The 26576-nt window shown below is 49.3% G+C and carries 26 protein-coding genes and 1 pseudogene; 5 read left to right on the forward strand and 22 right to left on the reverse strand.

What is annotated here, in order from left to right:
- Nucleotides 1-45 precede the first annotated feature (45 nt).
- From V7126_RS22355 to V7126_RS22385, 7 genes are all read right to left on the reverse strand, one after another.
- Nucleotides 46-1653, reverse strand: a complete 1608-nt coding sequence (locus V7126_RS22355; RefSeq protein WP_046130280.1) for a CTP synthase — start codon at nt 1651-1653, stop codon at nt 46-48.
- A gap of 255 nt (nt 1654-1908) precedes the next feature.
- A complete protein-coding gene (rpoE, locus tag V7126_RS22360; RefSeq protein ID WP_046130279.1) occupies nt 1909-2424 on the reverse strand; it encodes a DNA-directed RNA polymerase subunit delta in 516 nt (171 codons plus the stop codon).
- Nucleotides 2425-2739: 315 nt separating this feature from the next.
- A complete protein-coding gene (locus tag V7126_RS22365) occupies nt 2740-3879 on the reverse strand; it encodes an acyl-CoA dehydrogenase (RefSeq protein WP_046130278.1) in 1140 nt (379 codons plus the stop codon).
- A 22-nt stretch (nt 3880-3901) separates the two neighbouring features.
- Entirely contained in the window at nt 3902-5032 is a 1131-nt protein-coding gene (locus V7126_RS22370; protein ID WP_046130277.1) for an acyl-CoA dehydrogenase family protein, read from the reverse strand.
- Between the two features lie 16 nt (nt 5033-5048).
- Nucleotides 5049-5906 carry a 3-hydroxybutyryl-CoA dehydrogenase gene (locus tag V7126_RS22375; protein WP_046130276.1) on the reverse strand — a complete coding sequence of 286 codons (858 nt, stop codon included), beginning with the start codon at nt 5904-5906 and terminating at the stop codon, nt 5049-5051.
- 14 nt (nt 5907-5920) lie between these two features.
- A complete protein-coding gene (locus V7126_RS22380; protein ID WP_046130275.1) occupies nt 5921-7099 on the reverse strand; it encodes an acetyl-CoA C-acetyltransferase in 1179 nt (392 codons plus the stop codon).
- Nucleotides 7100-7135: 36 nt separating this feature from the next.
- Nucleotides 7136-9250 (reverse strand): (Fe-S)-binding protein, encoded by a 2115-nt coding sequence (locus V7126_RS22385; RefSeq protein ID WP_175076678.1) that lies wholly within the window; start codon nt 9248-9250, stop codon nt 7136-7138.
- Between the two features lie 211 nt (nt 9251-9461).
- Between V7126_RS22385 and V7126_RS22390 the strand changes: the two genes are divergently transcribed.
- Nucleotides 9462-9728 carry a hypothetical protein gene (locus V7126_RS22390; protein ID WP_046130273.1) on the forward strand — a complete coding sequence of 89 codons (267 nt, stop codon included), beginning with the start codon at nt 9462-9464 and terminating at the stop codon, nt 9726-9728.
- Here the strand turns inward: V7126_RS22390 and V7126_RS22395 are convergent.
- From V7126_RS22395 to speE, 5 genes are all read right to left on the reverse strand, one after another.
- Nucleotides 9723-9986 carry a hypothetical protein gene (locus V7126_RS22395; RefSeq protein WP_175076677.1) on the reverse strand — a complete coding sequence of 88 codons (264 nt, stop codon included), beginning with the start codon at nt 9984-9986 and terminating at the stop codon, nt 9723-9725. The genes V7126_RS22390 and V7126_RS22395 overlap by 6 nt on opposite strands.
- Nucleotides 9987-10188: 202 nt before the next feature.
- Complete coding sequence (argS, locus tag V7126_RS22400) at nt 10189-11859, reverse strand: arginine--tRNA ligase (RefSeq protein WP_175076676.1); 1671 nt, start codon at nt 11857-11859, stop codon at nt 10189-10191.
- Nucleotides 11856-12284, reverse strand: a complete 429-nt coding sequence (locus V7126_RS22405) for a DUF1934 domain-containing protein (RefSeq protein ID WP_236809789.1) — start codon at nt 12282-12284, stop codon at nt 11856-11858. The genes argS and V7126_RS22405 overlap by 4 nt, the downstream gene beginning before the upstream one ends.
- 173 nt (nt 12285-12457) lie before the next feature.
- A complete protein-coding gene (gene speB, locus V7126_RS22410) occupies nt 12458-13330 on the reverse strand; it encodes an agmatinase (RefSeq protein WP_175076674.1) in 873 nt (290 codons plus the stop codon).
- Between the two features lie 56 nt (nt 13331-13386).
- Nucleotides 13387-14217, reverse strand: a complete 831-nt coding sequence (speE, locus tag V7126_RS22415) for a spermidine synthase (RefSeq protein ID WP_082094075.1) — start codon at nt 14215-14217, stop codon at nt 13387-13389.
- 275 nt (nt 14218-14492) lie between these two features.
- Between speE and V7126_RS22420 the strand changes: the two genes are divergently transcribed.
- Nucleotides 14493-16565 (forward strand): transglycosylase domain-containing protein, encoded by a 2073-nt coding sequence (locus V7126_RS22420; RefSeq protein ID WP_175076673.1) that lies wholly within the window; start codon nt 14493-14495, stop codon nt 16563-16565.
- 31 nt (nt 16566-16596) lie between these two features.
- Here V7126_RS22420 and V7126_RS22425 read toward each other — a convergent pair whose 3' ends face one another.
- Nucleotides 16597-17112, reverse strand: a complete 516-nt coding sequence (locus V7126_RS22425) for a YwhD family protein (protein WP_046130267.1) — start codon at nt 17110-17112, stop codon at nt 16597-16599.
- Between the two features lie 12 nt (nt 17113-17124).
- A complete protein-coding gene (locus tag V7126_RS22430; RefSeq protein ID WP_175076672.1) occupies nt 17125-17769 on the reverse strand; it encodes a site-2 protease family protein in 645 nt (214 codons plus the stop codon).
- A gap of 120 nt (nt 17770-17889) precedes the next feature.
- Here V7126_RS22430 and V7126_RS22435 point away from each other — a divergent pair, with 120 nt between their 5' ends.
- Entirely contained in the window at nt 17890-18075 is a 186-nt protein-coding gene (locus V7126_RS22435; protein ID WP_046130265.1) for a 2-hydroxymuconate tautomerase, read from the forward strand.
- A 24-nt stretch (nt 18076-18099) separates the two neighbouring features.
- Here V7126_RS22435 and V7126_RS22440 read toward each other — a convergent pair whose 3' ends face one another.
- The 4 genes from V7126_RS22440 to V7126_RS22455 form a co-directional block, all read right to left on the reverse strand.
- Nucleotides 18100-18906, reverse strand: coding sequence for a zinc-dependent metalloprotease (locus tag V7126_RS22440; RefSeq protein ID WP_046130264.1), 807 nt, complete (start codon nt 18904-18906; stop codon nt 18100-18102).
- Between the two features lie 185 nt (nt 18907-19091).
- A complete protein-coding gene (locus tag V7126_RS22445) occupies nt 19092-19592 on the reverse strand; it encodes a YwgA family protein (protein WP_046130263.1) in 501 nt (166 codons plus the stop codon).
- Between the two features lie 30 nt (nt 19593-19622).
- Complete coding sequence (locus V7126_RS22450) at nt 19623-20921, reverse strand: HD domain-containing protein (protein ID WP_216899287.1); 1299 nt, start codon at nt 20919-20921, stop codon at nt 19623-19625.
- Nucleotides 20922-21121: 200 nt separating this feature from the next.
- Nucleotides 21122-21346 (reverse strand): DUF1450 domain-containing protein, encoded by a 225-nt coding sequence (locus tag V7126_RS22455; protein WP_026589133.1) that lies wholly within the window; start codon nt 21344-21346, stop codon nt 21122-21124.
- 220 nt (nt 21347-21566) lie between these two features.
- Between V7126_RS22455 and V7126_RS22460 the strand changes: the two genes are divergently transcribed.
- Both V7126_RS22460 and V7126_RS22465 read left to right on the forward strand, forming a co-directional pair.
- Entirely contained in the window at nt 21567-22352 is a 786-nt protein-coding gene (locus V7126_RS22460) for an RsfA family transcriptional regulator (protein WP_175076669.1), read from the forward strand.
- Nucleotides 22353-22451: 99 nt separating this feature from the next.
- Nucleotides 22452-22772, forward strand: coding sequence for a YjdJ family protein (locus V7126_RS22465; RefSeq protein ID WP_175076668.1), 321 nt, complete (start codon nt 22452-22454; stop codon nt 22770-22772).
- Nucleotides 22773-22802: 30 nt separating this feature from the next.
- Here the strand turns inward: V7126_RS22465 and V7126_RS22470 are convergent, their stop codons facing one another.
- From V7126_RS22470 to V7126_RS22485, 4 genes and pseudogenes are all read right to left on the reverse strand, one after another.
- Nucleotides 22803-23645 carry a lipoate--protein ligase family protein gene (locus V7126_RS22470; RefSeq protein ID WP_216899285.1) on the reverse strand — a complete coding sequence of 281 codons (843 nt, stop codon included), beginning with the start codon at nt 23643-23645 and terminating at the stop codon, nt 22803-22805.
- A gap of 102 nt (nt 23646-23747) precedes the next feature.
- On the reverse strand, nt 23748-24953 hold the full coding sequence (locus tag V7126_RS22475) for a 4-hydroxybenzoate 3-monooxygenase (RefSeq protein ID WP_216899283.1): 1206 nt from the start codon (nt 24951-24953) through the stop codon (nt 23748-23750).
- 27 nt (nt 24954-24980) lie between these two features.
- Nucleotides 24981-26342, reverse strand: a complete 1362-nt coding sequence (locus V7126_RS22480; RefSeq protein ID WP_216899280.1) for an MFS transporter — start codon at nt 26340-26342, stop codon at nt 24981-24983.
- 29 nt (nt 26343-26371) lie between these two features.
- Nucleotides 26372-26576: pseudogene (locus tag V7126_RS22485) on the reverse strand (extradiol ring-cleavage dioxygenase); the annotation flags it as partial.

The following is a 26576-nucleotide window of genomic DNA, read 5'->3' on the forward strand; positions in this document are numbered from 1 at the left end:
TGACAGGGTGCAGATCAAACGAGCTGACAGGCTTTTTTTATGGTTTTACAGCTTCTCTGAAGCTTTTAATGAAGCGTGCACAAAGTCTCTGAACAATGCTTGAGGTCTTGTCGGTCTTGAAGTGAACTCAGGATGGAACTGTGACGCGACAAACCACGGGTGGTCTTTCAGCTCAATGATTTCGACGAGGCGGCCGTCAGGGCTTGTCCCTGAGAAGACAAATCCTGCTTCTTCCATCTGCTGTCTGAACTCATTGTTGAATTCGTAGCGGTGGCGATGGCGCTCGTAAACGACTTCATTCTGATAGGCTTCATACGCTTTAGAGCCTTCTTGAAGCTTGCACGGATACAATCCGAGGCGAAGCGTTCCGCCGAGATCTTCAATATCCTTTTGCTCTGGAAGAAGGTCAATGATCGGATACGGTGTTGAAGGATCGATTTCAGCCGAATGCGCGCCTTCGAGACCGAGAACGTTTCTCGCATACTCGATTGACGCCACCTGCATGCCGAGGCAAATGCCCAGGAACGGGATCTTTTGCTCGCGGGCATATTTGACGGCGGCGATTTTCCCTTCAACTCCGCGGTCCCCGAATCCGCCCGGAACGAGAATGCCGTCTACATCGTTCACCAAATCGGCGATGTTTTCATCAGTGACCTCTTCAGCGTTGATCCATTTGACCTTAATGTCGGCATCAAACGCATATCCCGCATGGCGGAGAGATTCGACCACAGAGATGTAGGCATCCGGAAGCTCGACGTATTTACCGACCAAACCGATCGTCGCTGTTTTGGAAAGATTCTTCACTTTATTGACAAGCATTTTCCATTCTTCCATGTCTGCTTCCTTGCATTCCAGCTTCAAGTGGGTGCAGACAAGATCGTCAAGCCCTTGCTTCTGAAGGTCGAGCGGAATGGAATAGAGCGTTTCCGCATCCCCCGCTTCAATCACGGCTTTCGGATCGATGTCGCAGAACAGCGCGATTTTGTCTTTCATGTCCTGGGAAATCGGCATTTCCGTTCTGACAACGATCACGTTTGGCTGAATGCCGAGGCTGCGCAGTTCTTTTACGCTGTGCTGCGTCGGTTTTGTTTTCATTTCTCCGGCTGCTTTCAGGTAAGGCACAAGCGTACAATGGATGTACATCACGTTGTCGCGTCCGATGTCGCTCTTGATCTGCCTGATCGCTTCAAGGAACGGCAATGATTCGATATCCCCGACGGTTCCTCCGATTTCCGTGATGACAACATCGGCGTTTGATTCTTTTCCGGCGCGGAACACGCGGTCTTTAATTTCGTTCGTGATATGCGGGATGACCTGTACGGTGCCTCCCAAATAATCGCCTCTTCGCTCTTTTTTCAGCACCGTCGAATAAATTTTTCCGGTTGTAACGTTGCTGTATTTATTCAAGTTAATGTCGATGAAGCGTTCATAGTGGCCCAGGTCCAAATCGGTTTCCGCACCGTCGTCGGTCACGAATACTTCCCCGTGCTGATACGGACTCATCGTTCCCGGATCTACGTTGATATACGGATCAAACTTTTGGATCGTTACATTCAGGCCTCTGTTTTTCAGCAGGCGGCCCAGTGAAGATGCCGTGATTCCTTTTCCAAGCGAAGAAACGACTCCTCCAGTTACGAAAATGTATTTTGTCATATCTGTACCCCTCTCTTCAATCTAACACTTATTCATTAAAATGCTCCGTTTATGAAAAATCATTTAGATCTTTTCTAAATGATTCAAATGATTAGGAGGCGGAAAAACAAGAAAGCTCCCTTTCAATTTCTTGAAAGGGAGCTGATAGTCCGTATCACTCGAATCTCTTCTTTTTGAAGAGCCCAAAATACATACTACATAGTTCGTCTCGGAAAGTCAAGATTGATTTCAAAATGAATTCCGTACGGACAAATATTAATCTTCTTCTTCTTCGTCCAGGAAGTCCTCGTCTTCATCATCGAGGATCTCATCTTCAAGGTCATCCAGCTCATCATCGTCGGCTTCATCGAGATCGAATTCATCGTCGGCAAGATCGAGGTCGGCTTCTGCATCGTCAAGAAGGATATCGTCCTCATCAACCTCTTCGAATTCATCGAGATCAAGGTCCTCTTCGACGGCTTTTTTCGCTTTTTTCTTTTTGGCTTTTACGGTCGGCTGTGTTTCTTCATCAAGCTGATCGTACGGGTACCAGCTGCGCAGGCCCCACGTTTGGTCAGACAGCGCCAAAAAGCGGCCGTCGATATTTAAATCCGTGTAAAACTGGGCAATGCGGTCTTCCAATTCTTCTTTTCCCACTCCAAGCAAAGAAGAAACTTTATCTGTAAGTTCCTGGAATGTAATCGGTTTTTTTTGGTCTGAGAAAATTTCGTATGCGATTTCAACTAAAGACATTTCCTTTAGCTGTTCCTCTGAGTACTGTTTCAAACTCATCACCAGACACTCCCTTTCTATCTTCATGTATGTATCTACTATCTTTGTCATAGAAAATAAGCATGTGATTCATGTCTTTACGACAAACCATACCTCTCATTATAAACAAAAGAAAACACTTTATGCTACCTTTATTCCCGTTAATTCAATAATTTTTACCACAAGGCACAGGCAAAAGACAGAAAGGAGGCGTGAGGCTGGGGAAGCGCATGAAAAGAAGGCTGTTTTAGGCGGTAATGCCAAAGAAGCCGGCGGTAGGGTTGAAGCCTGTCCGCCGGCGCTTTCCTGCCGCCAGGCGCTAAGGCGGCATTTTCTTCATTTCATCAGCATTTTCGAGATAACGACCCGCTGAATCTCTTGTGTTCCTTCATAAATCTGCGTGATTTTTGCATCGCGCATATAACGCTCAACAGGGTATTCCTTCGTATAGCCGTATCCGCCGAAGATCTGGACGGCCTCTGTCGTCACCTTCATAGCCGCATCGCCTGCGTAAAGCTTTGACATGGCAGACGCTTTTCCGTAAGGCAGGCCTTCTGATTCGAGCCATGCCGCCTGGTATGTCAAGAGCCTCGCAGCTTCAATTTCGGTCGCCATATCCGCCAGTTTGAAGCTCACGCCCTGGTGTTCGGCAATCGGTTTGCCGAATTGCTTTCTTTCTTTTGCGTATGCCTTTGCAGCCTCAAACGCTCCTTGCGCAATGCCGACGGCCTGGGCCGCGATCCCGTTTCTGCCGCCGTCAAGCGTCATCATCGCGATTTTAAAGCCTTCCCCCTCTTCGCCGAGCCTGTTTTTCAAAGGGACACGGCAATCCTCGAGGATGATTTCAGTCGTTGGAGACGAACGGATGCCGAGCTTTTTTTCTTTCTTCCCGACGGAAAAGCCCGGAAACTCCTTCTCAACGATAAAGGCGGTTGTTCCTTTCTGCCTTTTTTCGGGATCAAGAGCTGCGAACAAAATGTATACATCTGCTGCACCACCGTTTGTAATAAAGACCTTCGTTCCGTTTAAAATGTATTCATCACCGCTTTTCACGGCGGTCGTTTTCATTCCGCCCGCATCAGACCCTGATCCAGGCTCCGTCAATCCGTAAGCCCCGAGTTTTTCCCCCCGTGCCATCGGTTTTAAATATTCCTGTTTTTGCTGCTCGGTTCCGAAGGCATAAATGGGCCAGCACGAAAGCGACGTATGAGCTGACAGGGTGACGCCGGTTGAGGCGCATACCTTTGACAGCTCCTCGACTGCAATCACGTACGCCAAATAATCGCTGCCGATCCCTCCGTATTCTTCAGGCCAAGGAATGCCTGTCAATCCCAGATCCGCCATCTTTATGAACAGCTCTTTATCAAAACGTTCTTCTTCGTCACGCTCCTTTGCTGTCGGCTCGACCTCATGCTTTGCAAAATCGCGGACCATTTTCCGAATCATTTGATGCTCTTCAGACAGCTGAAAGTTCATCTTTTGCTCCCCCTCTGACACCTCATAATTGCTTGCTGATGACAATTCTCTGTATTTCGCTCGTTCCCTCATAGATTTGGCACACTTTCGCATCCCTGAAATACCGCTCAGCATTGAAGCCTTTCGTATAACCGAAGTCCCCGAGCAGCTGAACCGCCTCGGTCGTCACAAACATTGCCGTTTCAGAAGCAAACAGCTTGGCCATTGATGCCGCTTTTCTCGTTTCCATGCCCTGTTCCTTCAATGAAGCAGCCTTGTAGACGAGCAGTTTGGCCGCCTCTGTCCTTGTCGCCATGTCTGCCAGCTTGAAGGCGAGCCCCTGCCGGAAGCTGTGAAGCTCTCCGTCCGGGTAGTGCGCTTTTAAAAATGCGGAAGCCTCGGAAAGCGCGCCTTCGGCAATTCCTAAAGCCTGGGCGGCAATCCCGATCCTGCCCCCATCAAGGTTTGACAAAGCCATTTTAAAGCCCTGGCCTTCCTCTCCGAGAAGCTGCTCGGATGGAATAACGGCGTTTTCAAAATTCAGGGTCACCGTTTGCGATCCGTGCAGACCCATTTTTTCCTCATTTTTTCCGATATGGAAGCCCGGCGTTCCTTTTTCAACGATGAAAGCCGATATGCCTTTCGTTCCGGCTTCAGGGTTTGTTGAGGCAAACACGAGATAGACGTCCGCTTCCCCTCCATTTGTGATAAAGACCTTCGTTCCGTTCAACACGTAGCGATCCTTTCGTTTTTCCGCTTTTGTTTTGAGGCTTCCCGCATCAGAGCCGGCGTTCGGTTCGGTTAAACAAAAGGCGCCCAAGTACCGTCCTGACGCCAGCTTTTTGACGTAGCGCTCTTTTTGCCGTTCATTTCCGTACAACAGAACGGGAATCGTCACGATCGATGTGTGAACAGATAAAATCGCGCCCAACACCGCACTCGTCTTTGACAGCTCGTGAATCAACATAATGTACGAAAGGAAATCCTTTTCGGCCCCGCCGTACCTCGCCGGAATCGGCAGCCCCATCCAGCCGAGACCCGCCATTTTCTTTATGATGCCGGTTGGAAATTCCCCTTTTTCCATCTCCGGGACAAAGGGAGCTACCTCCCGTACTGCAAACTCCCTGACCTGCTTTTGCATAACGAGCTGTTCAGCTGTCAAATGAAGGTTCAATGGTGTCCCCTCCTGTTTATTTGGAGTCGTACGTATAAAACCCTTTGCCCGTTTTCTTTCCGAGCCGCCCTGCGCTGACATACTGTCTCAGAAGCGGGCACGGTCTGTATTTGTCATCGCCGAATCCTTTGTGCAGCGTTTCCATAATATACAGGCATGTATCAAGTCCGATCAGGTCTGCAAGAGCGAGCGGCCCCATCGGATGGTTCATTCCGAGCTTCATGATTCTGTCGATGCTCTCCTTTTCGGCAACCCCTTCATAAAGCGCAAAAACCGCTTCATTAATCATCGGCATTAAAATGCGGTTGGAGATAAACCCGGGAAAATCGTGCACTTCAACGGGGACTTTATTGAGCTTTTCTGCTGTAGAAACGACGGTATCAAAGGTTTGATCGCTCGTTTCAAGCCCCCTGATAACCTCGACGAGCTGCATGACAGGCACCGGGTTCATAAAATGCATGCCAATCACGTTTTGCGGCTTTTTCGTGGCAGAGGCAAGCTCTGTAATCGGTAAGGAAGATGTATTGGATGCCAATACTGCCGTATCTTTCGTCTTTTCATCCAAACGTTTGAAAATGTCCTTTTTAACATCCATACGTTCGACGGCAGCTTCAATGATGAGAAAAGCTTCTCCCGCATCATTAAGCGAGTCTGACGGAGAGAGGCGCAGGTATATATCTTTCACGTCATGGTGAGGCATCTTTCCCTTTTCCGCCTGCTTGACGAGCCGGTCGGAAATGCGTTTCATTCCTTTTTGAATCTGGTCTTCTGATACATCGTACATATAAACGCTGTAGCCGGCTTGGGCGCACACCTGCGCGATTCCTGACCCCATTTGGCCCGCGCCGATGACCATAATCGTATCATCCCTCATGAAAAATCCCCCTTTTAAACTTGGATCATGACGGCATCTCCCTGTCCGCCGCCGCTGCAAATCGCGGCAATTCCCGTACCGCCGCCGCGCCGTTTTAATTCGTACATAAGCGTCAAAAGGATCCTTGCCCCGCTGGCGCCGATCGGATGGCCAAGCGCAATCGCGCCGCCGTTGACATTAACCTTTTCCATATCGAGCCCTGCGATTTGTCCGCTTGCCAGAGCGACCGCCGCAAAAGCCTCATTGATTTCAAACAGGCTGATATCCGAAAGCTCCGCCCCCGTTTTTTTCAGCAGCTCATTGATGACAAGCCCGGGTGTTTTCGGAAAGTCTTTTGCTTCAACTGCGATGGAAGCATGCGCCGTCATGACGGCATAAGGCTTCAGATTCAAAGACTTTGCCTTTTCATCGCTCATGACGGTGAATGCACACGCCCCGTCATTTACGCCCGGGGCATTGCCCGCCGTAATCGTGCCGTCGCGGTCAAAGACGGGCGCCAGCGCGGCCAGCCGTTCGATCGATGTGTCGCTGCGCGGGGATTCATCATGTTTCACCGTCAGCTCTCCGCCCCGCTTTTCGCGAATGTTGACGGGAACGATCTCTTCTCCGAGGGCGCCTGAGGCGGCGGCCCGAACCGCCCGCATATGGCTCCGCAGCGCCCAGCGGTCCTGCTCCTCTCTCGTAATCTCTAATTCTCTTGCCGCAGAATTTCCATATGAGCCCATATGCACCCCCGTAAATGAGCAGGTCAATCCGTCAAGGATCATCAAGTCCTTAACAGACCCGTCTCCCATCCTCAGGCCCCATCTCGCTTTTGTCAGCGCATAAGGCGCATTTGACATCGACTCCATCCCGCCTGCGACAATGACGTCGGCATCGCCGGCGCGGATGATCTGATCCGCCATTGTCACGCTTCTTAAGCCTGATGCGCATACTTTATTGACCGTTTCCGTTTTAACGTCCCACGGAAGACCGGCATGCCTTGCCGCCTGCCTTGACGGCAGCTGTCCCTGGCCCCCTTGCAGAACGGTCCCCATAATAACTTCATCTACATCCTCAGGCCTGACACCTGACCGTTTCAGCGCTTCTCTGATGGCAATGCCTCCGAGTTCTGACGCCGTTTTTGGCTGAAGTGATCCGCCCAGTTTTCCGAAAGGCGTGCGCGCTCCATCGATAATAACCGTTCTGACCATCATTTCCTCTCCCCTGCATCTGTCATTTTCACCCGCTTAGGAAGCATGCTCTTTCTCTTCCGCACCAAAGACGGCGCGTTCAAGCAGTTCGGCCACATCGTATGTGCCGACTTGATCGTCGAGCTCCTTCGCCTTCGTTCCATCTCCGAGCATCGTAAGGCAATACGGACATCCAGAACTGATGACCGAAGGTGCGGCAAGGAGCGCCTGTTCAGTTCTGGCAACATTGATCCTTGTTCCCGTCTCTTCCTCCATCCACATGAGGCCGCCTCCGGCTCCGCAGCACATTCCGTTTTCCCGGCTCCGTTCCATTTCGACTAAGCGGATGCCCGGTATGGAGCGGAGAATCTCGCGCGGAGGATCGTAAACTCCGTTGTAGCGGCCCAAATAGCATGAATCATGGAACGTGACAGTTTCGTTAACCGGAAACTCAGGTTTAAGCTTTCCGTCCTTGATGAGGGCGGAGAGAATTTCCGTATGATGATAAACGTCTGCTTCAAGGCCAAAATCAGGATATTCGTTTTTAAACACATTGTATGCATGAGGATCAATCGTTACAATTTTTCGGATGCCATTTTTCTCAAATTCTTCGATATTTTTAGCAGCAAGCTCCTGAAACAGAAATTCATTGCCGAGACGTCTCGGCGTGTCGCCGGAGTTTTTTTCTTTATTGCCTAAAATCGCAAATGTGACGCCTGCTTCATTGAGGAGGCGCGCAAAAGCGACCGCGATTTTTTGGCTTCTTCTGTCATACGAGCCCATCGAACCGACCCAAAACAAATATTCAAATGAAGCGCCTTTTTTCTTCATTTCCTTTACGGTCGGCACTTCGACGTCTTCTCTCACGTCGCGCCAGTTCTCCCGTTCTTTCCTGTTTAGTCCCCAAGGGTTGCCCTGTCTTTCGATGCTCGTCATGGCGCGTTGAGCATCGGCGTCCATTTTCCCTTCGGTCAAAACGAGATACCGGCGGAGATCGATGATCTTATCGACGTGTTCATTCATCACCGGACATTGATCTTCGCAATTCCGGCAAGTCGTGCAGGCCCAGATTTCCTCTTCGGTAATGATGTCCCCGATTAAGCTTGGATTGTAAATTTCCGAGGCGGCGGCTTCTCTTGATCCTTCTCCGCCTGCTGCCAGTGCAAGCTGATTTCCCTTTGTATGGCGGAACAGCAGTGCAGGAACCCAAGGCGTTTTTGACGTGACGGCCGCCCCTTTTTCCGTCAAGTGGTCTCTGAGCCGCAAAATCAGATCCATCGGAGAAAGCATTTTTCCCGTGCCTGTTGCCGGACACATATTTGTGCAGCGGCCGCATTCCACACATGCATAAAGGTCGATGAGCTGCGATTGCCTGAACTCTTCAATGCGGCCGACGCCGAATGTCTCTTTTGATTCGTCTTCAAAATCGATCTTTTCAAGCTTCCCCGGATTCGTCAGCCTGCTGAAAAAGACGTTTGCAGGTCCTGCAATGAGGTGGGCGTGCTTGGACTGCGGAACATAGACCAAAAACGTCAGCAAGATCAAAAGGTGCGCCCACCATGCTGCATAGAAAACGGCCCCTGATGCGGTTTCGCCTATAAATGCGAAAACGAAAGCGACGAGAGAGGCCATCGGCTCGTACCATGACAGCGAATGCCCGTGCCAGACCATATTCATCCCGTTCCCGAGCAGTACGGTAAACATCAATCCGCCGATCAACAGCAGGACGATTCCCGACTTAAAGTTGCGTTTCAGCCTGACGAGCTTTTCGATATAACGTCTGTAAAAAGCCCAGCCCACCGCAATCAGAATCATCAGTGTGACGATTTCCTGGAAGAACGTAAACACCGGGTAAGCTTTACCGAGAGGCAGCCCCCTGTCAGGCATAAGCCCTTTTATAATAAAATCGATCGCACCAAACTGTACGAGAATAAAACCGTAAAAAAATACCACATGGATGATTCCGCTCTTCTTATCTTTGAGCAGTTTTTTCTGCCCGAACACATTCTCCCATATCCTTTGAAGCCTCTCTTTGATCCGCTTATCAAAAACCTCTTTTTGCCCGAGCTTGATATAGCTGATTCTCGTTCTGATCAGATAGACGAACAGATAAACAGCGTAAGCGGTTACACCGAGAAATGCGATGACATTCAACCACAGCAACGTACTCAACACTAGCTCCCCCTTTCAGTTCCCCTGAATGAAAACCCCTTCTGTCTATCTTTATCTTAAATAATGAATGAGTGTTCAGTCAATATTTTTTCATAATCGCTGGAAAATCGGAGATGCCGTTTGCCCACAGGATGTCATTCGTGTTTAACGTGTCAGCTCTGCGGGTAACACTTTCATTAGAGAGAATATTTACATACGGAGGGGATGCAAGATGAATCGAGCAGAATCCATTAAAATCGGCGAAAAATCGATGACGCTAAAAAATTTGATCGAGCTGTACCGGCTTTGCCGCTCAGCACAACATCAGCTATATATCTGCACGAAAAAAACGATGTGCAAAATTAAAGACCTTCTCGAATTGGAGATGTTCAGAATGTCCAATCGGGAGAAGGAGTGCCTTATCGTGATTGAAGGAAAAGAAGCGGAAACCTTGATACAAAAAGCGAAATCAATCGTTTACCAGACGAACGTTTCATAAGGAAGGGCGAACACCCTTCCTTTTTCGTATCTGTTTTCGACCGTTTTCATATCCGGGCTCATCATCAGCCGCCATCATCAAACAGACACCCCAGGCTTTGGCTGACAAGGCTTCAGCCAAAGCTTCCCCGGAGAACGGCCAAATAAAGACGTTGCAAACCCAGCCGAACCTGACAAAGTCCGAGATCACCCTGGCGAATCCGGCCCGCTTTCCGCCGTTTTCATACAGCCCGCAGCAAAGCTGCGTGTTCAGGATCATTTCCGTGACCAGCTCTTGTTTGATCCCTTTTTCCCGGTTGATTATTCGCTCAAAAAACGGCAGATTCAGTCCATATCAGGATTGTCTTTTGTTGCGGAAATGATAAACCCGTTTTCTACATCGATGCGATCTGTCTCCATCATCTCCGCCTTATATTTCGATAACAAAAAAATCCCTCATCCAAAAGGATAAGGGATGAATATTACATTTTTTCAGGCGCGGAAACGCCGATCAGTTTCAGCGCGTTGTTCAGGGTGATCTGTGTCGCTTTCATCAGCGATAGGCGCGCACGGCTTTTTCCTTCATCAGCTGCATCCAGAACCTTCTCGGCATTGTAAAAACTGTGCAGAGCGGATGCCAGTTCAAAAATATAGTTTGTGATGCGGTGAGGAATCCGTTTTTGAGCCGCGTCGGCGACCGCTTCAGGGAAAGAGCCGATCACTTTTAACAAATCGTATTCTTTTTCAGAAGCGATCTTTGAGAAATCAAGATTTCCTTCGGGTAGAATTCCTTTTTCTTCGCCCTGGCGGAGCATGCTGCAAATTCTCGCATGTGCGTATTGCGCGTAATACACCGGATTTTCGTTCGACGTGGAGACGGCAAGGTCAAGGTCGAAGTCCATATGGGTGTCAGCGCTGCGCATCGCGAAGAAATAGCGCACGGCGTCAAGGCCGACCTCATCGATCAAGTCGCGCATTGTTACGGCTTTACCCGTTCTTTTGCTCATTTTCATTTTTTCGCCGTTTTTGTATAGGTGTACAAGCTGGATGATCTCGACCTCAAGCGTTTCTTTATCATAGCCGAGCGCTTCGATGGCCGCCTTCATGCGCGGAATATAGCCGTGATGATCTGCTCCCCACACGTTGATCAGCTTTTGAAAACCGCGGTCAAGCTTGTCCTTGTGATAAGCGATGTCAGGCAGAAGATACGTGTAAGATCCGTCTTTTTTGATCAGCACGCGGTCTTTGTCATCGCCGAACGTCGTCGATCTGAACCATGTCGCCCCGTCTTCTTCATAGATATGTCCTTTGTCGCGGAGCGTTTCAAGCGCCTGATCGATTTTGCCGTTTTCGTAAAGCGATGTCTCTGAATACCACACGTCAAACGGCACGCGGAAATTCTCGAGATCTTCGCGAAGTTTGCCCAATTCGTATTTCAGCCCGTATTCGCGGAAAAAGGCGAGGCGTTCGCTTTCTTCCTCATGGATAAAACGGTCGCCGAACTCTTCGGCAAGCTTGCGTCCGACTTCTTTAATATCCTCGCCGTGGTATCCGTCTTCAGGCATCGGCTTATCCTGGCCGAGCGCCTCAAAATAGCGGGCCTCGACAGACAGAGCCAGATTGTTGATTTGGTTGCCGGCATCATTAATGTAATATTCGCGGCTTACCTCATAACCCGCTTTTTCGAGAACATTGCACAGGGAATCGCCGACAGCGGCGCCCCGGGCATGTCCCAGATGAAGGTTGCCCGTCGGGTTGGCCGAAACGAATTCCACCTGAACGCGCTCTCCCGCTCCGACATTTGATTCGCCGTAAGCTTCTCCTGCTTCAAGAACGGCAGGAATCAGCTTTGTCAAATATTGATTGTCCATATAAAAATTGATAAATCCCGGTCCTGCGATATCAAGCTTATCAATCGACGCTTTTCCTTTATCGAAGGTTGCGACGATGTCCTCCGCAATGCTGCGCGGCGCCTTTTTCGCGATTCTAGCCAGCTGCATTGCCATATTTGTCGAGTAGTCGCCGTGTGCTTTATCTTTCGGCACTTCCAAAACGACTTCCGGAATATCCGCCTCATCCGCCAGCCCCGCTTTTATGACGGCTTCTTTAATTTCCTGTTTCAGCGCATCCTTCATCTGTTCGACTATGTTCATGAATCATGTCCTCCTCTGTACGAAATCGACATTTTATGTAAGTGCTTTTGATCACCGCTTACAAGCATATCGTAAACAATATTGATATCGCCGTTCTCCTTTTGAGGTTGAACCGATATATCCTTTGTGTCCACCCCAAGCTCAAGCTGTCCGAACGGCATTTTATAATGTGTGACGGTTCGGCTGCCCTTTAGAAACCGCTGCTTCATTTCGATCGCGCCTGACCGCATCACCAACACTTCATTTTCGCTCGCCTTGACGATCGTTTTGACCTTTCCCGCCTCATGCTCTTCATGATAGGTAAGGTATAATTTATCTTTTTTCATATAATAAAATCCGGTTGTCCGGAATTCAATCGTTTCCAAGTCTGATCCTTCCTGGATAACGGATTTCACGTGAATCTTAACGGGTGTCTCCCGATCCATTCCGACACATCCTTTTTTCATTCGGATTTGACTTGATTAGTATAATCATTCAAGAACAAAAGTTCAACCGCTTCACCCTTATATACATCTTAACAGAACAGCCCGCAAGTTAAACACTTTTTATCAGAAATCACAAAAAAGTAAAAAGCTGTCCTGAAAGGGGACAGCTTGACTTATTTTACCCAGCCGAGCAGCATTTCGCGAATCAGCTTGCTTGCCGTATTCGCCGTCTGCTCCGAATGGTCGTAGACCGGTGCTACTTCTACAAGGTCGGCCCCGGCGACTTTCACATCGGAACGGGCAATTTCATGAATTGACGCGAGCAGCTCTTTTGACGTGATGCCCCCAGCGTCGACCGTACCCGTCCCAGGCGCATGCGCAGGATCGAGGACGTCGATATCGATCGTCACGTAGACCGGGCGGCCGGCGAGCTTCGGAAGGATTTGTTTGAGCGGCTCAAGCACTTCAAACTTGGAAATGTGCATGCCGTTTTCTTTTGCCCACTTAAACTCTTCTTTCATGCCTGAACGAATTCCGAATGAAAAGACGTTTTCCGGGCCGATCAGCTCCGCCGCTTTGCGAATCGGCGTTGAATGCGACAGCGGTTCTCCTTCATATTCGACGCGGAGATCTGTATGTGCATCCATATGAATGATGGCCAGATCGGGATATTTTTTATACATCGCTTTAATGACAGGCCATGAGACAAGATGTTCCCCGCCCATGCCGAGCGGGAATTTTCCTTTATCCAAAATGCTGTCGACAAATTCTTCAATCATATCAAGGCTGCGCTGCGGGTTCCCGAAAGGCAGCGGAATGTCGCCGGCGTCAAAAAAGCGAATGTCGGTAAGCTCCCTGTCCAAATAAGGGCTGTATTCCTCAAGCCCGATGGATACCTCGCGGATTCGCGCCGGGCCGAAGCGTGAGCCCGGGCGGTAGCTGACCGTCCAGTCCATCGGCATGCCGTAAAGAATCGCCTCCGCATCTTCCCAATCCGGACGGCTTGCGATAAATACCTTTCCCGAATATGCTTCATCAAATCTCATGTTGTTTTCAACCTCCTGAAAAAAAGCGCAGAATCTGGTTCCTGCGCAAGTCGTTTTTATTTGATTAAATCGCTGACGAATTTCGGAAGCACGAATGCCGCTTTATGGATCTCTTTTGTGTAGTATTTCGTATCGATGTCAAAGAAGCGGCTCTCTTCTACTTCAAGCGGATCGTATTTTTTCGAACCGATCGTAAACGTCCACAGTCCGCTTGGGTATGTCGGGATATTTGCCAAATACAGCCTTGTAATCGGGAAGATCTCTTTTACGTCGCGCTGAACGTTCGTGATCAGCTCAGGCGTAAACCAAGGGTTGTCCGTCTGAGCGACGAAGATGCCGTCCTCTTTCAGCGCTTTTGCAATTCCCGCGTAAAAGCCTTTCGTAAACAGGTTGACAGCAGGTCCTACAGGCTCTGTGGAATCAACCATGATGACATCGTACTCGTTTTCGGATTCTGCGATGTGCATGAAGCCGTCGCCGACTTTCACTTCGACACGCGGATCATCGAGCTTGCCCGCAATCGTCGGAAGGAATTTCTTTGAGTACTCGATGACTTTCCCGTCGATATCGACGAGCGTTGCCTTTTTGACGCCCGGATGCTTCAAAATTTCGCGGATGACGCCGCCGTCCCCGCCGCCGACGACAAGCACCTGCTCCGGATTCGGGTGCGTAAACAACGGAACATGGGCCACCATTTCATGATAGACGAACTCATCTTTTTCAGACGTCATGACCATGCCGTCCAAAAACAGCATGTTTCCGAATTCTTCCGTTTCCACCATTTCGAGATTTTGGAATTCTGTCTGCTCTGTATGTAAAGTCTTGTTGATTTTCATCGTAATGCCAAAATTCTTCGTTTGCTTTTCTGTATACCAAAGTCCGCTCAAAGCGTTATCTTCCTTTCATTATAAGCTGTATTTCTATCTATTTTTCTCATCTCAATAGACGATTATTCTGCTGTCGGCATCGGCTTTTGCCTAAAGAAAAAGTATAGAGGAATTGAAGGGAATTGTAAAGACGGCTCAGGCATCAAAAAGCCTTACCCATTAGATTCCAGCTTTCCGTGCGCGCCATCCGGTTTTTTCGTTTCTATTGTTTAAATCCTCTTCTTTTTTCTCATAATGATAAGAACATTTTATTAATCTGAGAGGGGATTTTCAGCATGGACATGATGACGAACAAGCGGGTCCGTTTGACCATCAAAACGATACGGGCTTTTTTGTTCATGGGAATATTAATGCTGCTTTTATTGTCCATCCTCATCATGACGGTTGTTCTGACCGCTAAGTGGCAGGGCGCTCCCTCCGTTCAGGTGCCGAGATCGACCGTGCTTTATGACGGAAACGGAAAACAGATGGGCGAAACCCATTATGGGCAGAAACGGTACTGGGTGTCGCTTGACAACATCAATCCCGCCGTCATCGATGCCACGCTTGCCGTTGAAGACCGGAATTTTTTCCGGCACCACGGTTTTGATTATGTGCGGATGGCCGGAGCCGTCATCGCCGATCTAAAAGCGATGTCCAAGGTTCAGGGCGCAAGCACCATCACCCAGCAATATGCGAGAAACCTCTACCTCGGCCATGATAAAACGTGGAAAAGAAAGTGGAATGAAGCCTTTTATACGATACGCCTTGAGCAAAATTATTCAAAGAAAGACATTTTAGAAGGCTATTTAAATACGATTTACTACGGACACGGTGCATACGGAATCGAAGCAGCTTCACGGATGTACTTCGGCAAGAGCGCCAAAAACATCAACGCGGCCGAAGCTGCCATGCTGGCCGGCATTCCGAAAGGACCGTCGGTGTATTCGCCGTTCGTTAACGAAACAAAAGCGAAAGAGCGGCAGGAAATGATTTTGACAATGATGGAAAAGGAAAACAAGCTGACAAAAAAACAGGCGGCAAAACTGAAGGAAATGCCGCTCACATACAAAAAACGGGAGAAACAAACCGAAGCAAAGGCGGCTCCGTACTTTTATGACGAGGCTGTCAAAGAAATCGCCCGCCTCCTAAAACTGACGCCGGAACAAGCGGAAACAGGCGGTTACAGCGTGTATACGACCCTTGATTCCCGCCTGCAGAAAATCGCCGAAAAAGCGGTCAAACAGACGATCGACTCGAAAAGCGGCATTCAAGCCGGATTTGCCGCAGTCGACCCGTATAACGGCAGCGTCCTCGCCCTCGTCGGGGGACGGGACTACGAAAAAAGCCCGTTCAACCGCGTGACGCAGGCGAGGCGGCAGCCCGGGTCAACGATGAAGCCTTTGCTTTATTATTCAGCGATTCAAAACGGCTTCACGCCGGCAACGAGGATGAGAAGCGCAGAAACGGCGTTTGAGCTCGGAAATGGAGCCTTGTATTCCCCGAGCAATTACCATGGCTATTACGCGGACGGTCCGATCACCCTGCTTCAGGCGCTCGCCTTGTCGGATAATATTTACGCGGTAAAAACGCACCTTTTCCTCGGAATGGACAAACTGATCGATGCTGCCAAACAGTTCGGAATTACAAGCCCGCTCCAGAAAGTGCCCTCACTGGCGCTCGGCACGTCGCCCGTAAAGCCGATCGAAATGGTGAATGCGTACGCCATGCTGGCAAACGGCGGAAAGCAAATCGAGCCGTCATTTATTACGAAAATCACCGATTCGAACGGGACGGTGCTTTATGAAAAACCGAACCGCCATAAGCAGCTACTTGATCCAAAAGCGGCTTTTATTACGGCAAACATGATGACCGGCATGTTTGACACATCGCTGGACGGCTACACATCGGTGACCGGCCGGACGATCGCCGGTAAATTAACGCGGACATATGCCGGAAAATCGGGAACGACGGGCACGGACAGCTGGATGATCGGTTTTTATCCCGGCCTCGCCTCAGGCGTATGGACCGGCTATGACAAGGGACGGACGATCGATATCGTCAAGGAAAAAAACTACGCCAAACAAATTTGGGCCGAGTTCATGGAACGAGCGCTTGCAGGCGAACCTGAGGCTGCATTAAAACCGCCTGATGGCGTAAAAAGCGTGTATATCGATCCAACCACTGGATATGCCGCAGCCCCGGGCTGTCCGGCCAGGCATCTCGCCTACTTTATCGAAGGAACCGAGCCTGACCAGGTGTGCTTCGGAAAAGAAACGTATCAGGACAAAAAAGCCGAACCGGAGAATCCCGCAAAACCGCACAAACGAAAAAAATGGTGGGAATGGTGGTTCAGGAGAAATGAATAAAACCCCGGGCCTTCTAAAGCCCGGGGTTTTGCTATTCCTGAAGCAGTCCTTTTTTCAGCTCATCTGACGAACGATCCCAAAGCCCCTGATCGTGATTTTTTAAAAACTCGCCAAGCACATGCTTTGAATCCTCATCCATATGGTCGACGATAATCTTCCGCTTCATCGATTTATCCATTAAATTGACATGCTCCGGAAGCTTTTTGTAGCCGCGGCGAATGCTTCTGTCCACCGTCATTTCACAAGCCGTCACACCTGCGTAATAAGGGCCTTCCTCCTTCCGGTCGATGGTCACCCAGACAAGCCAATAAGGCTTCCCGTTCGGCACTTCCTCTTTATTCGGAAGAAATTTAATCCCCTTTTCGACGGCGCTTCTCGCATGCATGGCGCCGATATCAATGAACGCTTCCTTTTCCGTCACATCGACGATCACGGGGGATACGTTATCAAGGCTCAATGAACCTGCGCCGAACCCACCGTGTCCGTCCGTCGGATCGCTTTTAATGATATTGAAGCCGATAGTTTTTTTCTTTTTTCCTTGTTCCATCAATAATACCTCCTACATCAGCGGCCGGAAAACGCTGTTAAAAATCGAGATGATCAATTCCCGGCCATCGTTGAGAAATGGCCAGAATACATATTGCCCAAGCGGCGTAATGACGATGATCAGAAAAACGATCGATCCGTAAGCTTCGTATTTCGTCAGCTTCGCCCGCACATCAGGCGCAACGACGACCTGTATGACCCGGAAGCCGTCAAGCGGCGGAAACGGCATTAAATTAAAAAGAAATAAAAGCAAGTTTAAATTGACCCAAATCGTCAGAAACTGAAGCAATCCGGAATAAAAAGCGGAAGGCAGCACAGAAGTCAGCTTTGCAGATAACAGTGCCAAAAGAAATCCGAGCAAAGCAAGGACCAGGTTGCTGACCGGCCCGGCAATCGAAACGAGAAAACCGGCAAGCCTCGGCTTTTTAAAATAAAAACGGTTGACGGGTACGGGCTTCGCCCAGCCAAATCCCATCAAAAATATCAAAATCGTCCCAAACGGATCAAGGTGTTTGAGAGGGTTGAGCGTCAGCCTTCCCTGCCGCTTGGCCGTTTCGTCGCCAAATTTGTATGCCACATATGCATGGGCGACTTCATGCACGGTAAATGCGGCGGCAAGCGTCAATACGACGTACGGAATCATTTCAAACGGATACATCAAAAAACGGTCTAAAATAGTTTTTCCCTCTTTCTCGTATACAAAGATTTACTATCTTCAGTATACTATAAGAGCATCTTATGCTAAAGTGAGCGAATTTTTTTAGGGGGAGGACAAAACATGCCGTACGTAACCGTTCAAATGCTCGAAGGCCGCACTGACGAGCAAAAAAGAAATCTTGTCGAAAAAGTGACAGAAGCCGTCTCTGAAACAACGGGGGCGCCTAAAGAAAGGGTCGCTGTCATCATTGAAGAGCTGAAAAAAGAAAATTACGGAGTCGCCGGGAAACGGATGAGCGATCAATAATCAAAAAGGGCNNGCCCTTTTTGATTATTGATACCAGGCTTTATTTCTTGAGATCTGGCTGTTATGAGCCGAATCCCAGACATCGACCGTGTACGCGTAATCGTAGTTCATAATGCAGCGAATCCCGCTTCCTTGCGCATCATGATTTAATCCGAAGTTATGTGAAAATTCGTGTGTGGCCGCTTTTGCCGTATTGGCCGTTCCCTGGTCAAGGTTGACGCTGAAGGCGCTGCCGCTCGGCTTGCTGCTGTATACATACGCGATGCCGCCCGCGTCAAAGTTGCTGTTGGCGGTAAATCCGACGACGAATTTATAATTTCTTCCGCTGAAGCTCCTTTGAAGGTTTGAGAGAATTTGAGAGCTGTTGCTGCCTGAAGACGTCCAAGGCGCCACTGCCTCCACGACAAAATCAATGCTGTGATCGCGGTTGAACATTACATCAGCCTGCTCGACAATTTGAACGATTCTCGTCTGCCAGTCGCTGTATTTCGCACGATACTGGGCATCCGCCACAGCCAGAACGCTTACCTTCTGAGCGCCTGTTGATGCCTGTGTCGAAAATTCCCCATTGCTTGTATTCTTTTTGAACGTTTTCGTTCCAGTGACATTTCCTTTTTCGTCAAGAATTTTTGTAACTGTCGTTCTTTCAATTTGAACTTTTCCGTTAAAATCTTTAAAACTCTCAGCTTTCGGCAATGACTCGACATAGGTTCCTTTTGCCCCGCGGGCGTGCTCATGATCGTGGCCGTCCGTTTTGGCTACCCCCGCCGTCAGTCCTGGAATCAAACCGGCAGACAGCAGCAAAGAAAAGAATACAGAACGCTTTTTCACTTTCAACCCCTCCTTATTTTTGAACGAATTAAAAATTCTTCCACTTATCTGAAAATTCCTTCAATTCAGATAAAAGAGAGGACATATAGCATACGTTCTTTTTGCTGCTTTCTTTCTAAATTCCTACAAACCCCCATCATTCGACAAAAACATATAACAAAAAAACCTGTCGTCCGACAGGTCTTTTAACACAGATCCTTTAGCTTTTCTATGTAAGCGACGGCTTCATCGAATTCTTCGTCCGTATACCGCTGTTTGCTCTTAATCGTAAACACTTTTTCTCTGATCTCATCCTGATCAAGGTCCTCAAAGTAAAGGATCGTGGCGACCAGCTCCAAAAATCGCGAAGACTGGCAGTTCACATCGTCAATATACGGCTTGATATCCTTCATTTCCAGCTCGCACTGGCTTAAAAATTGCCTTCCCGCTTCAGTGGGAGAATACCGGTATTGATAATACCCGCCTTTTTTCTCTTTGACTTCATGGAGAAATCCGAGATTGCACAGCTCTTCAACCTGAAGCGTCAGCTCCTCCGAGTACGGGCCGTAAAAGTGGAAATCGTACTTTTCATAAAAGGGAAGCTCCAGCTTCTTTGCAATATAAATGATCTTTTGCAGCTTTTTTCTCCCGATGATCTCCCCTGAATCCGAGAACACCTTCATCAGCTTTGCATGTTCTTTTAACAAATCCCCGACATCTCCTTCATCCTTTTCTTTCTATGTCAGTCCAAGCAACTCTTTGATTCGATCCCCGCGCGGGCCGGCTCCCAGTCCTTCGATGAGATCCAGCGGAAAATAAAGCTTATGATCCGTCCTCCGTTTGCCGGAAATCGCATCGACAATGTCAGACTGGCGCGACAGTTCCTTAATCTGACCGCTATTTGTCAGCAATTGGATCGGCAGGCGCTCTTCTTCCTCTCCCGGCCTGTAGAAATCGTAAGGAAGGTCTGATGAGGAATCCACCACAAGATAATATTCGGGATCAATACCTGATTCTTTAAACAGCGAAGTCAGCTCAAAATAAGTCGCCATTTCTTCATTCGGATTGAATTCGGCGTACTGGAACAGCCTGCGGTTGATGAAACGGCGGCATAAATCAGACAGAATCTCATCCTCTTCTTTTTCCCACGCCTGAAAGTAATAAAGAATAATCGCCTCATCAAGGCTCAAATAATCATCCAATGTGACGTTTCCTTCGAAAATGGAGTAAAAATGGACAGGTGCATGCGTAAATATGTAGCCTTCCTGATGAAGCTGCTTTGCCCTGTGAAGGATTTTCGTCAAAATAACCTCAGCGCTTCTTGTCACCGGATGGAAATAGACTTGCCAATACATCTGATAGCGGCTCATGATGTAATCTTCGACAGCATGCATTCCGGTCTGTTTAATGACAATCTGGTCTTCGCGCGGCCGCATGACGCGAAGAATCCGCTCCATGTCAAAGTGCCCGTAGCTGACGCCGGTGTAGTATGCGTCGCGCTGCAGATAGTCCATGCGGTCAGCGTCAATCTGGCTTGAGATCAGGCTGACCACCTGTTTGTTTTTGTAGGTTTTCGCAATGACTTCGGCGACGTCCTTTGCAAATGTCGGGCTCACCTTCCCAAGCACTTTGTTAACCTCTGTATCGCCTAATATGATCGCTCTCGTAAAATCTTCGTGATCGAGGCGGAATACTTTTTCAAATGAATGGGAAAACGGGCCGTGCCCCAAGTCGTGCAAAAGCGCTGCGCACAGGCACAGGTCGCGTTCGCTGTCATCCCATTCGTCCCTGCCTTTAAACACGTCATCAACCATTCTTCGGACGATTTCATATACGCCGAGGGAGTGGTTAAAGCGGCTGTGTTCAGCGCCGTGAAACGTCAAATAGGTCGTCCCAAGCTGCTTGATTCTGCGCAGCCTTTGGAACTCGCGTGTTCCGATCAAATCCCAGATAAGCTTGTCCCGTACGTGGACATAACGGTGTACAGGATCTTTAAACACCTTTTCTTCAGATAATTTTCCGTATGGATACGCCATTTCTGTCCCTCTTTTTTTAAACGTGAGGCAAACTGCCAAAACCGTTCTTATTCAATCTTTCGGAACTTCGTTTTTTATATCTTTTTCTATTATATCGGGTCTGTTTTTTGAAAACATCCTTGAATTTGCCCAAAAACTTGTTCCAGTATGCAGGAAAAGCCGGTAAACAAGCAAAAACGCCTGACCCGTCGGGGAGGCGATTATTTTTTGACTTTCTTTTTCACTTTTTCGATCAGCTCGTCTTCAGTAGGAGCTGAAAGCGGTCGATTGTTGACAAATGCAAACGATTTTTTCCGTCCCGGCCCGCAATAAGACTGACAGCCGATCTCCACTTTCGCATCCGGATCGATTTCCTTCAGCCGGGGCAAAAGCGTCTTTAAATTCGTGGCCTGGCAATCGTCACACACTCGAAATTCATTCGCCATTTCATACGCTTCCTTTCGTTAAAGTTCATCTGTCTTTATGGAAGGCATTCGATTTTTGCCGAACTGTAATAAAAATGACACCATCCTCCATTGTACAAGGATTCTCCCATTCCTGCAAGGAGCGGCCGCTAAAAAATCACTTCCTATTCTTTTAGCAAACTTGTATAAATATTTTCCAAATTGGACAATCTAATACCAATACTGACATGGGAGTTGAGAAGTGATGAAACAAAGACAAGACGCATGGTCTGAGGAAAACGATTTATTGCTTGCCGAAACCGTTTTACGGCACGTAAGGGAAGGCAGCACACAACTGAACGCATTCGAAGAAGTCGGAGACAGACTGAACCGGACATCTGCCGCCTGCGGCTTCAGATGGAACGCCGTCGTCCGTCATCAATATGAAAAAGCCCTGCAGCTGGCGAAAAAGCAGCGCAAGCAGAGGATGCGCGCCCTTGGAAACGGCCAGCCTGCGAAGAAGCGGCTCCTATACAAACCGCCTGTCGAAACAGACGCAATAGACTCCGCTGAAGCGGCGGTTCAGCCGAATGCCGGTGAGGCGGGAACAAGCCAGGAGAAGGCTCCGATCTCAAGCGAAAACCTGCCTTACGTTGATGAAAGCTTTAAAGAAGAGTTAGCTAGTCTATCGCATCTTCTATCGCCAAATCAGCCGAATGCCGGACAGGCAGCTCCTTCAAATCTGACGATGGATGATGTCATCCGCTTTTTGCAATCGTATACGGGCAGTCAGGAGCAGACAGACGCGTTAAAAATGGAGAACGACCGCTTAAAACGCGAAAACGAGGAGCTCGCAAAAAAAGTCGAAAAGCTTGAAGCAGAAGTCAAAAAGCTCGAGAAGGACCAGACGACCATACAGGAAGACTACGAAACGCTCGTGAAAATCATGAATCGTGCAAGAAAGCTAGTTTTATTTGAAGATGACGAGCATGCTGCACCCGCCTTTAAAATGGACCGAAACGGAAATTTAGAGAAGATGGCGGAATAACCGCTCCCCCCTTTTCAACCGAAAGGGGGCATTTTTTCTTGATTTTGCATGACATAAATTTCATAATGGTGGTAGCAATCGATAAGGCGGGTTTTTCCAATGAGATTTGTTTTATATTTTGTCCAGTTCGGCACGGCTTCCATGCTGTTTTTATTTTCCGGCATAGCAAGCTGGTATCAGGGCAGCGCGCTGCTCTCCGATCCTTGGGAATGGAAGTATTCAGCCAAATTTACAAAGCTGTTCTATGGAGCCGATTCGATCAAGGATGCCGGCGATATCTCGCAGCTTGATTTTTTCGTTTACGCGGCAAAACACACGCCCGCAACAGTCGTATTAATGGCCGTCAGCTTCATTTATATTGCGGCCCTCTCCTCATGGCTGTTCATCAAACGCCGAAACCATCGTGCGCACGCTGCCTAAAAAAACGCCCCTGTCTCAGGGGCGTTTTTTCTAGCCAAATACCTTTTTATTCCGCTCGATCATGCGCAACAGATTTTTTTCATACTCGCTTTCTTCTTCTCCTGAAAGCGGCGCCTGGAAGATGTCCCCGCTGAGCTCCTTCAGCTGCGTCAAAAGAGCAAGCATCAAGTCCTGAACAGAAATGTCCTTCTTGAGCAGCTCAGAGAGCGAAGCCATCGTCTCCGGTCGGATATCAGGGTAAACGGCTTTCGTTTTGCCCCGCTCGTCTTGTAAAGCGATGTCGTAAAAGCGTCTGATGACTTCCGCGCGCTCGCTTCCGCTCCCGTCGGCGCACAAGTAAATCTGCACGGCCACTCCGCCCCTTAAGCGCCTTTGCGAAATTCCGGCGAATTTTTTTCCGCCGATGCTTAAATCATAGCTCCCAGGGCAGTACGATCCGGCGATTTCGTATGCTTCCACCTTGGCATTGTAGGGCGACAGCACTCTTTTGATAAGCTCATACATCGCCTCATAGCCGCGGTCAATATCGATGCCGTATTTCTTGTCCTGAAAAATGAGCGATACGTTCAAAACCCCGCTGTCCAACACGACTGCAAGTCCGCCGGAATTGCGGACGATGGCCTTGTAGCCCGCATCCTCAAGAAAAGCGATGCCCTCTTTTAAATAAGGGAGCCTCGTATCCTGAATGCCGAGGACGATCGTGTCATGATGCACCCAGGAGCGCGCTGTCGCCGGGGACAGGCCTTTTCCGACTGCAGCGCACAGCGTGTCGTCGATCGCGAACGATTGTTTTGCGTCAAAATACGGGCCGAGACTGGATTGATCGATAATTCTCCATTTCGGCTGGATCAGTAAGTCAATCTGCTTTGCCATTTATCATGTAAACCCTTCCGTTATGCATTTTTAGCTAAAATCCATTATACCATTTGCCGAACGGCAATGTGCAGATTCAACCTGATTTTATGGATTCTTAGATTATATGACGCTTAACGGCTGTTCCTCAAACTCCAGCGGCAGCCCGACATAGTTTTCCGACAAGCTTTGTGCGGCCGCTTTTGACGTCGTGACATGATCGAGTTCGGCCAGTTGGATTTGGTAATCAAACGGCGTGTAATCGCGGTGCCGGTGAAGAAGCGATGTCATATACCATGAGAACCGCTCGGCTTTCCAGACGCGGCGGAGGCATACCTCGGAGTACCGCTCAAGCCGGCCGGTGTCGCCTGAAGCATAATAGTCAAAAAGCGCCCCTGCAAGAACCTGAACGTCTGCCATAGCCAAATTCAGCCCTTTCGCTCCTGTCGGCGGGACAATGTGCGCTGAATCTCCGGCCAAAAACAGCCGGCCGTATTGCATCGGATCGCAAATAAAGCTTCTCATCGGCACGATGTTTTTTTGGATGACCGGCCCTTCGATCAGCGTCCATTCATCATCGGTCGAGAGCCGTAGCCGAAGCTTCTCCCATATCCGCTCATCCGGCCAGTCGTCAATTGAATCCTCCGGGTTTACTTGAAGATAGAGGCGCTGGATCTCCGGCGTCCTTGTGCTGTGCAGGGCAAATCCGTCTTCATGATGTGCATAGACAAGCTCAGGAGCTGACGGCGGCGCCTCTGCCAAAATGCCGAGCCAGCTGTATGGATAAATTTTTTGGTATTCTTTGCGGATCTCCGCGGGAATAGACTGCCTGCTCGGGCCGTGAAAGCCGTCACATCCTGCAATGTAGTCGCAGGTGATTTCTTCCCTTTCTCCCGATTCATTCAAATAGGAGATGTTGGGCTTTGTCGTATCAAGACCGGACAGGCATACGTCAGTAACGCTGAAAAACATTTTCCCGCCGGCGTTTATGCGCGCGGCGATCAAATCCTTGATCACTTCATGCTGCGGATAGATCGTCACGTACTTTCCACCCGTCAGATGGTGCATGTCAATCCTGCGGCGTTTGCCGTTGTAGCGAATTTCGATTCCTTCATGGAATATCCCCTTTTTCATCATCCGCTCCCCGACGCCTGTTTCATTGAGCAGATCGACTGTCATCTGTTCGAGAACACCGGCCCTGATCGTCCGCTCAATCTCCATGCGGGAACGGGATTCGATGATCACCGATTCAATCCCTTTGCGCTGGAGCAGATGAGCCAGCATCAATCCCGCCGGTCCAGCTCCGATAATTCCTATTTGTGTCCGCAACGTGTTTTCCTCCCGTTTTTTAAATTTTCACTTCGCTTCCAATTTGACGCCGCCCCCCGGCTTAGCCGCAACATCAAAGCTTGCGTGATTCTCCTGAATCAGCATGATGCCGATCGCCCCGACGAGGCTCGGGATGGCAAACATCATAAACGCCTGCTTCGGATCAATGCCTGCCGAAAGGATGAGCGCAACCAGGGAGGGCGCAATGATCGCGCCGATTCTGCCGATTCCTAAGGCCCAGCCGATCCCGGTGGCTCTGATTTCCTTCGGATAATATTCGGAAATATAAGGGTTCGCAATGTTCTGCGTCCCTACCGTACATGCTCCGCCTAAACCGATCAGCACATACAAAAGCACGGGGTTGACCGTTAACCCGAAAGCCGCAAAACAGAAGGCTCCAAGCACGTACATAGCGGCAAGCACTTTTTTATGACCGGCCTTGTCGGCCAAATAGCCGCCGATGAGGGCGCCTGCTGCCTGTCCAACGCAGAGGACAAGATTGAAAGACAGGCTTGACGAAAGGCCGTAGCCTGACTCCTGCATCATTTTCGGAAGCCATGTATTCAGTCCGTAGACCATGAGCAGGCAGCTGAAAACAGAAAGCCAAAAGGCGAATGTGCTCGATGCCCGCTTTTGTTCGAACAGTTTTTTGACCGGAAAGCCTTTTGTTTTTTCCGCGATGCTGGAAAATTGGTAATCATCGCTTGCGCTGTATTGTCCGCAAGGATCGACTTTGTTGAGAATCTCCGCTATTTTTGGCGTTTGTTTTTTCAAAATATAAAATGACAGGGATTCGGGAAACCGTTTGAAAAAGAAAGGCAGCACAAACAGCGGAATGACGCCGATCAGATACAGAACCCTCCAGCCGGCAGCCGGTACGGCAAACATGCCGACCAGGGACGCAAATACCCCGCCCGCAGAATAGCCGCAGTACATCGCAGCGACGATGACAGCCCTGTGCTTTTTCGGCGAATACTCGGTCATAAGGGAAATGGCGTTCGGCATCAGGCCGCCCATTCCGAGAGCCGCGATAAAGCGCATGATCGTAAACAGCGCCGGAGAATCGATCAGTCCGGCCGCCGCAGTAAACAGACTGAACAAAAACATGCAGAGGCCGAGTACCATTTTCCGGCCGAATTTATCGGCGATCGGTGAAAAAAGGAGCGCGCCCAGCATCATCCCGACCAATGTGTAGCTCCCGACCGCCCCGGCCTGAACGGGCGTAAGGCCCCATTCCTCCATCAGCCACGGCAGGCTGACGCCGTACATCGCAATGTCATATCCGTCAAAGGCGATCGCAAAAAAACACCAGAGAAAAACGGTCAGATGGATTTTGCTAAATTTGCCGGCGGCCATCACTTCTGCGGGATGAACAAAACGTTTTCTCATTTTCCCTCCACCTCATGGTCACAAAATGTTTAGCGTACGGCGCCTTGTTTCACGATCCTCCCGGAGCGCGCCGCTTTATTTGCCGGTTCAAACGTCATGACGACGTTGGAGCTCCCTGACGATTGGCCATACCCGTAAAATGCGCTCCTGCAGCCATCCTCAAGCACGCCCAGCAGCATGGCAATATGGCGTCCTCCCGCTTCGAGCCCGGCGTTTTTGGCGTACTGGGGCAGC

Source organism: Bacillus sp. JJ675, from assembly GCF_036963165.1.
GTDB classification, from domain to species: Bacteria; Bacillota; Bacilli; order Bacillales; family Bacillaceae; genus Bacillus; species Bacillus glycinifermentans.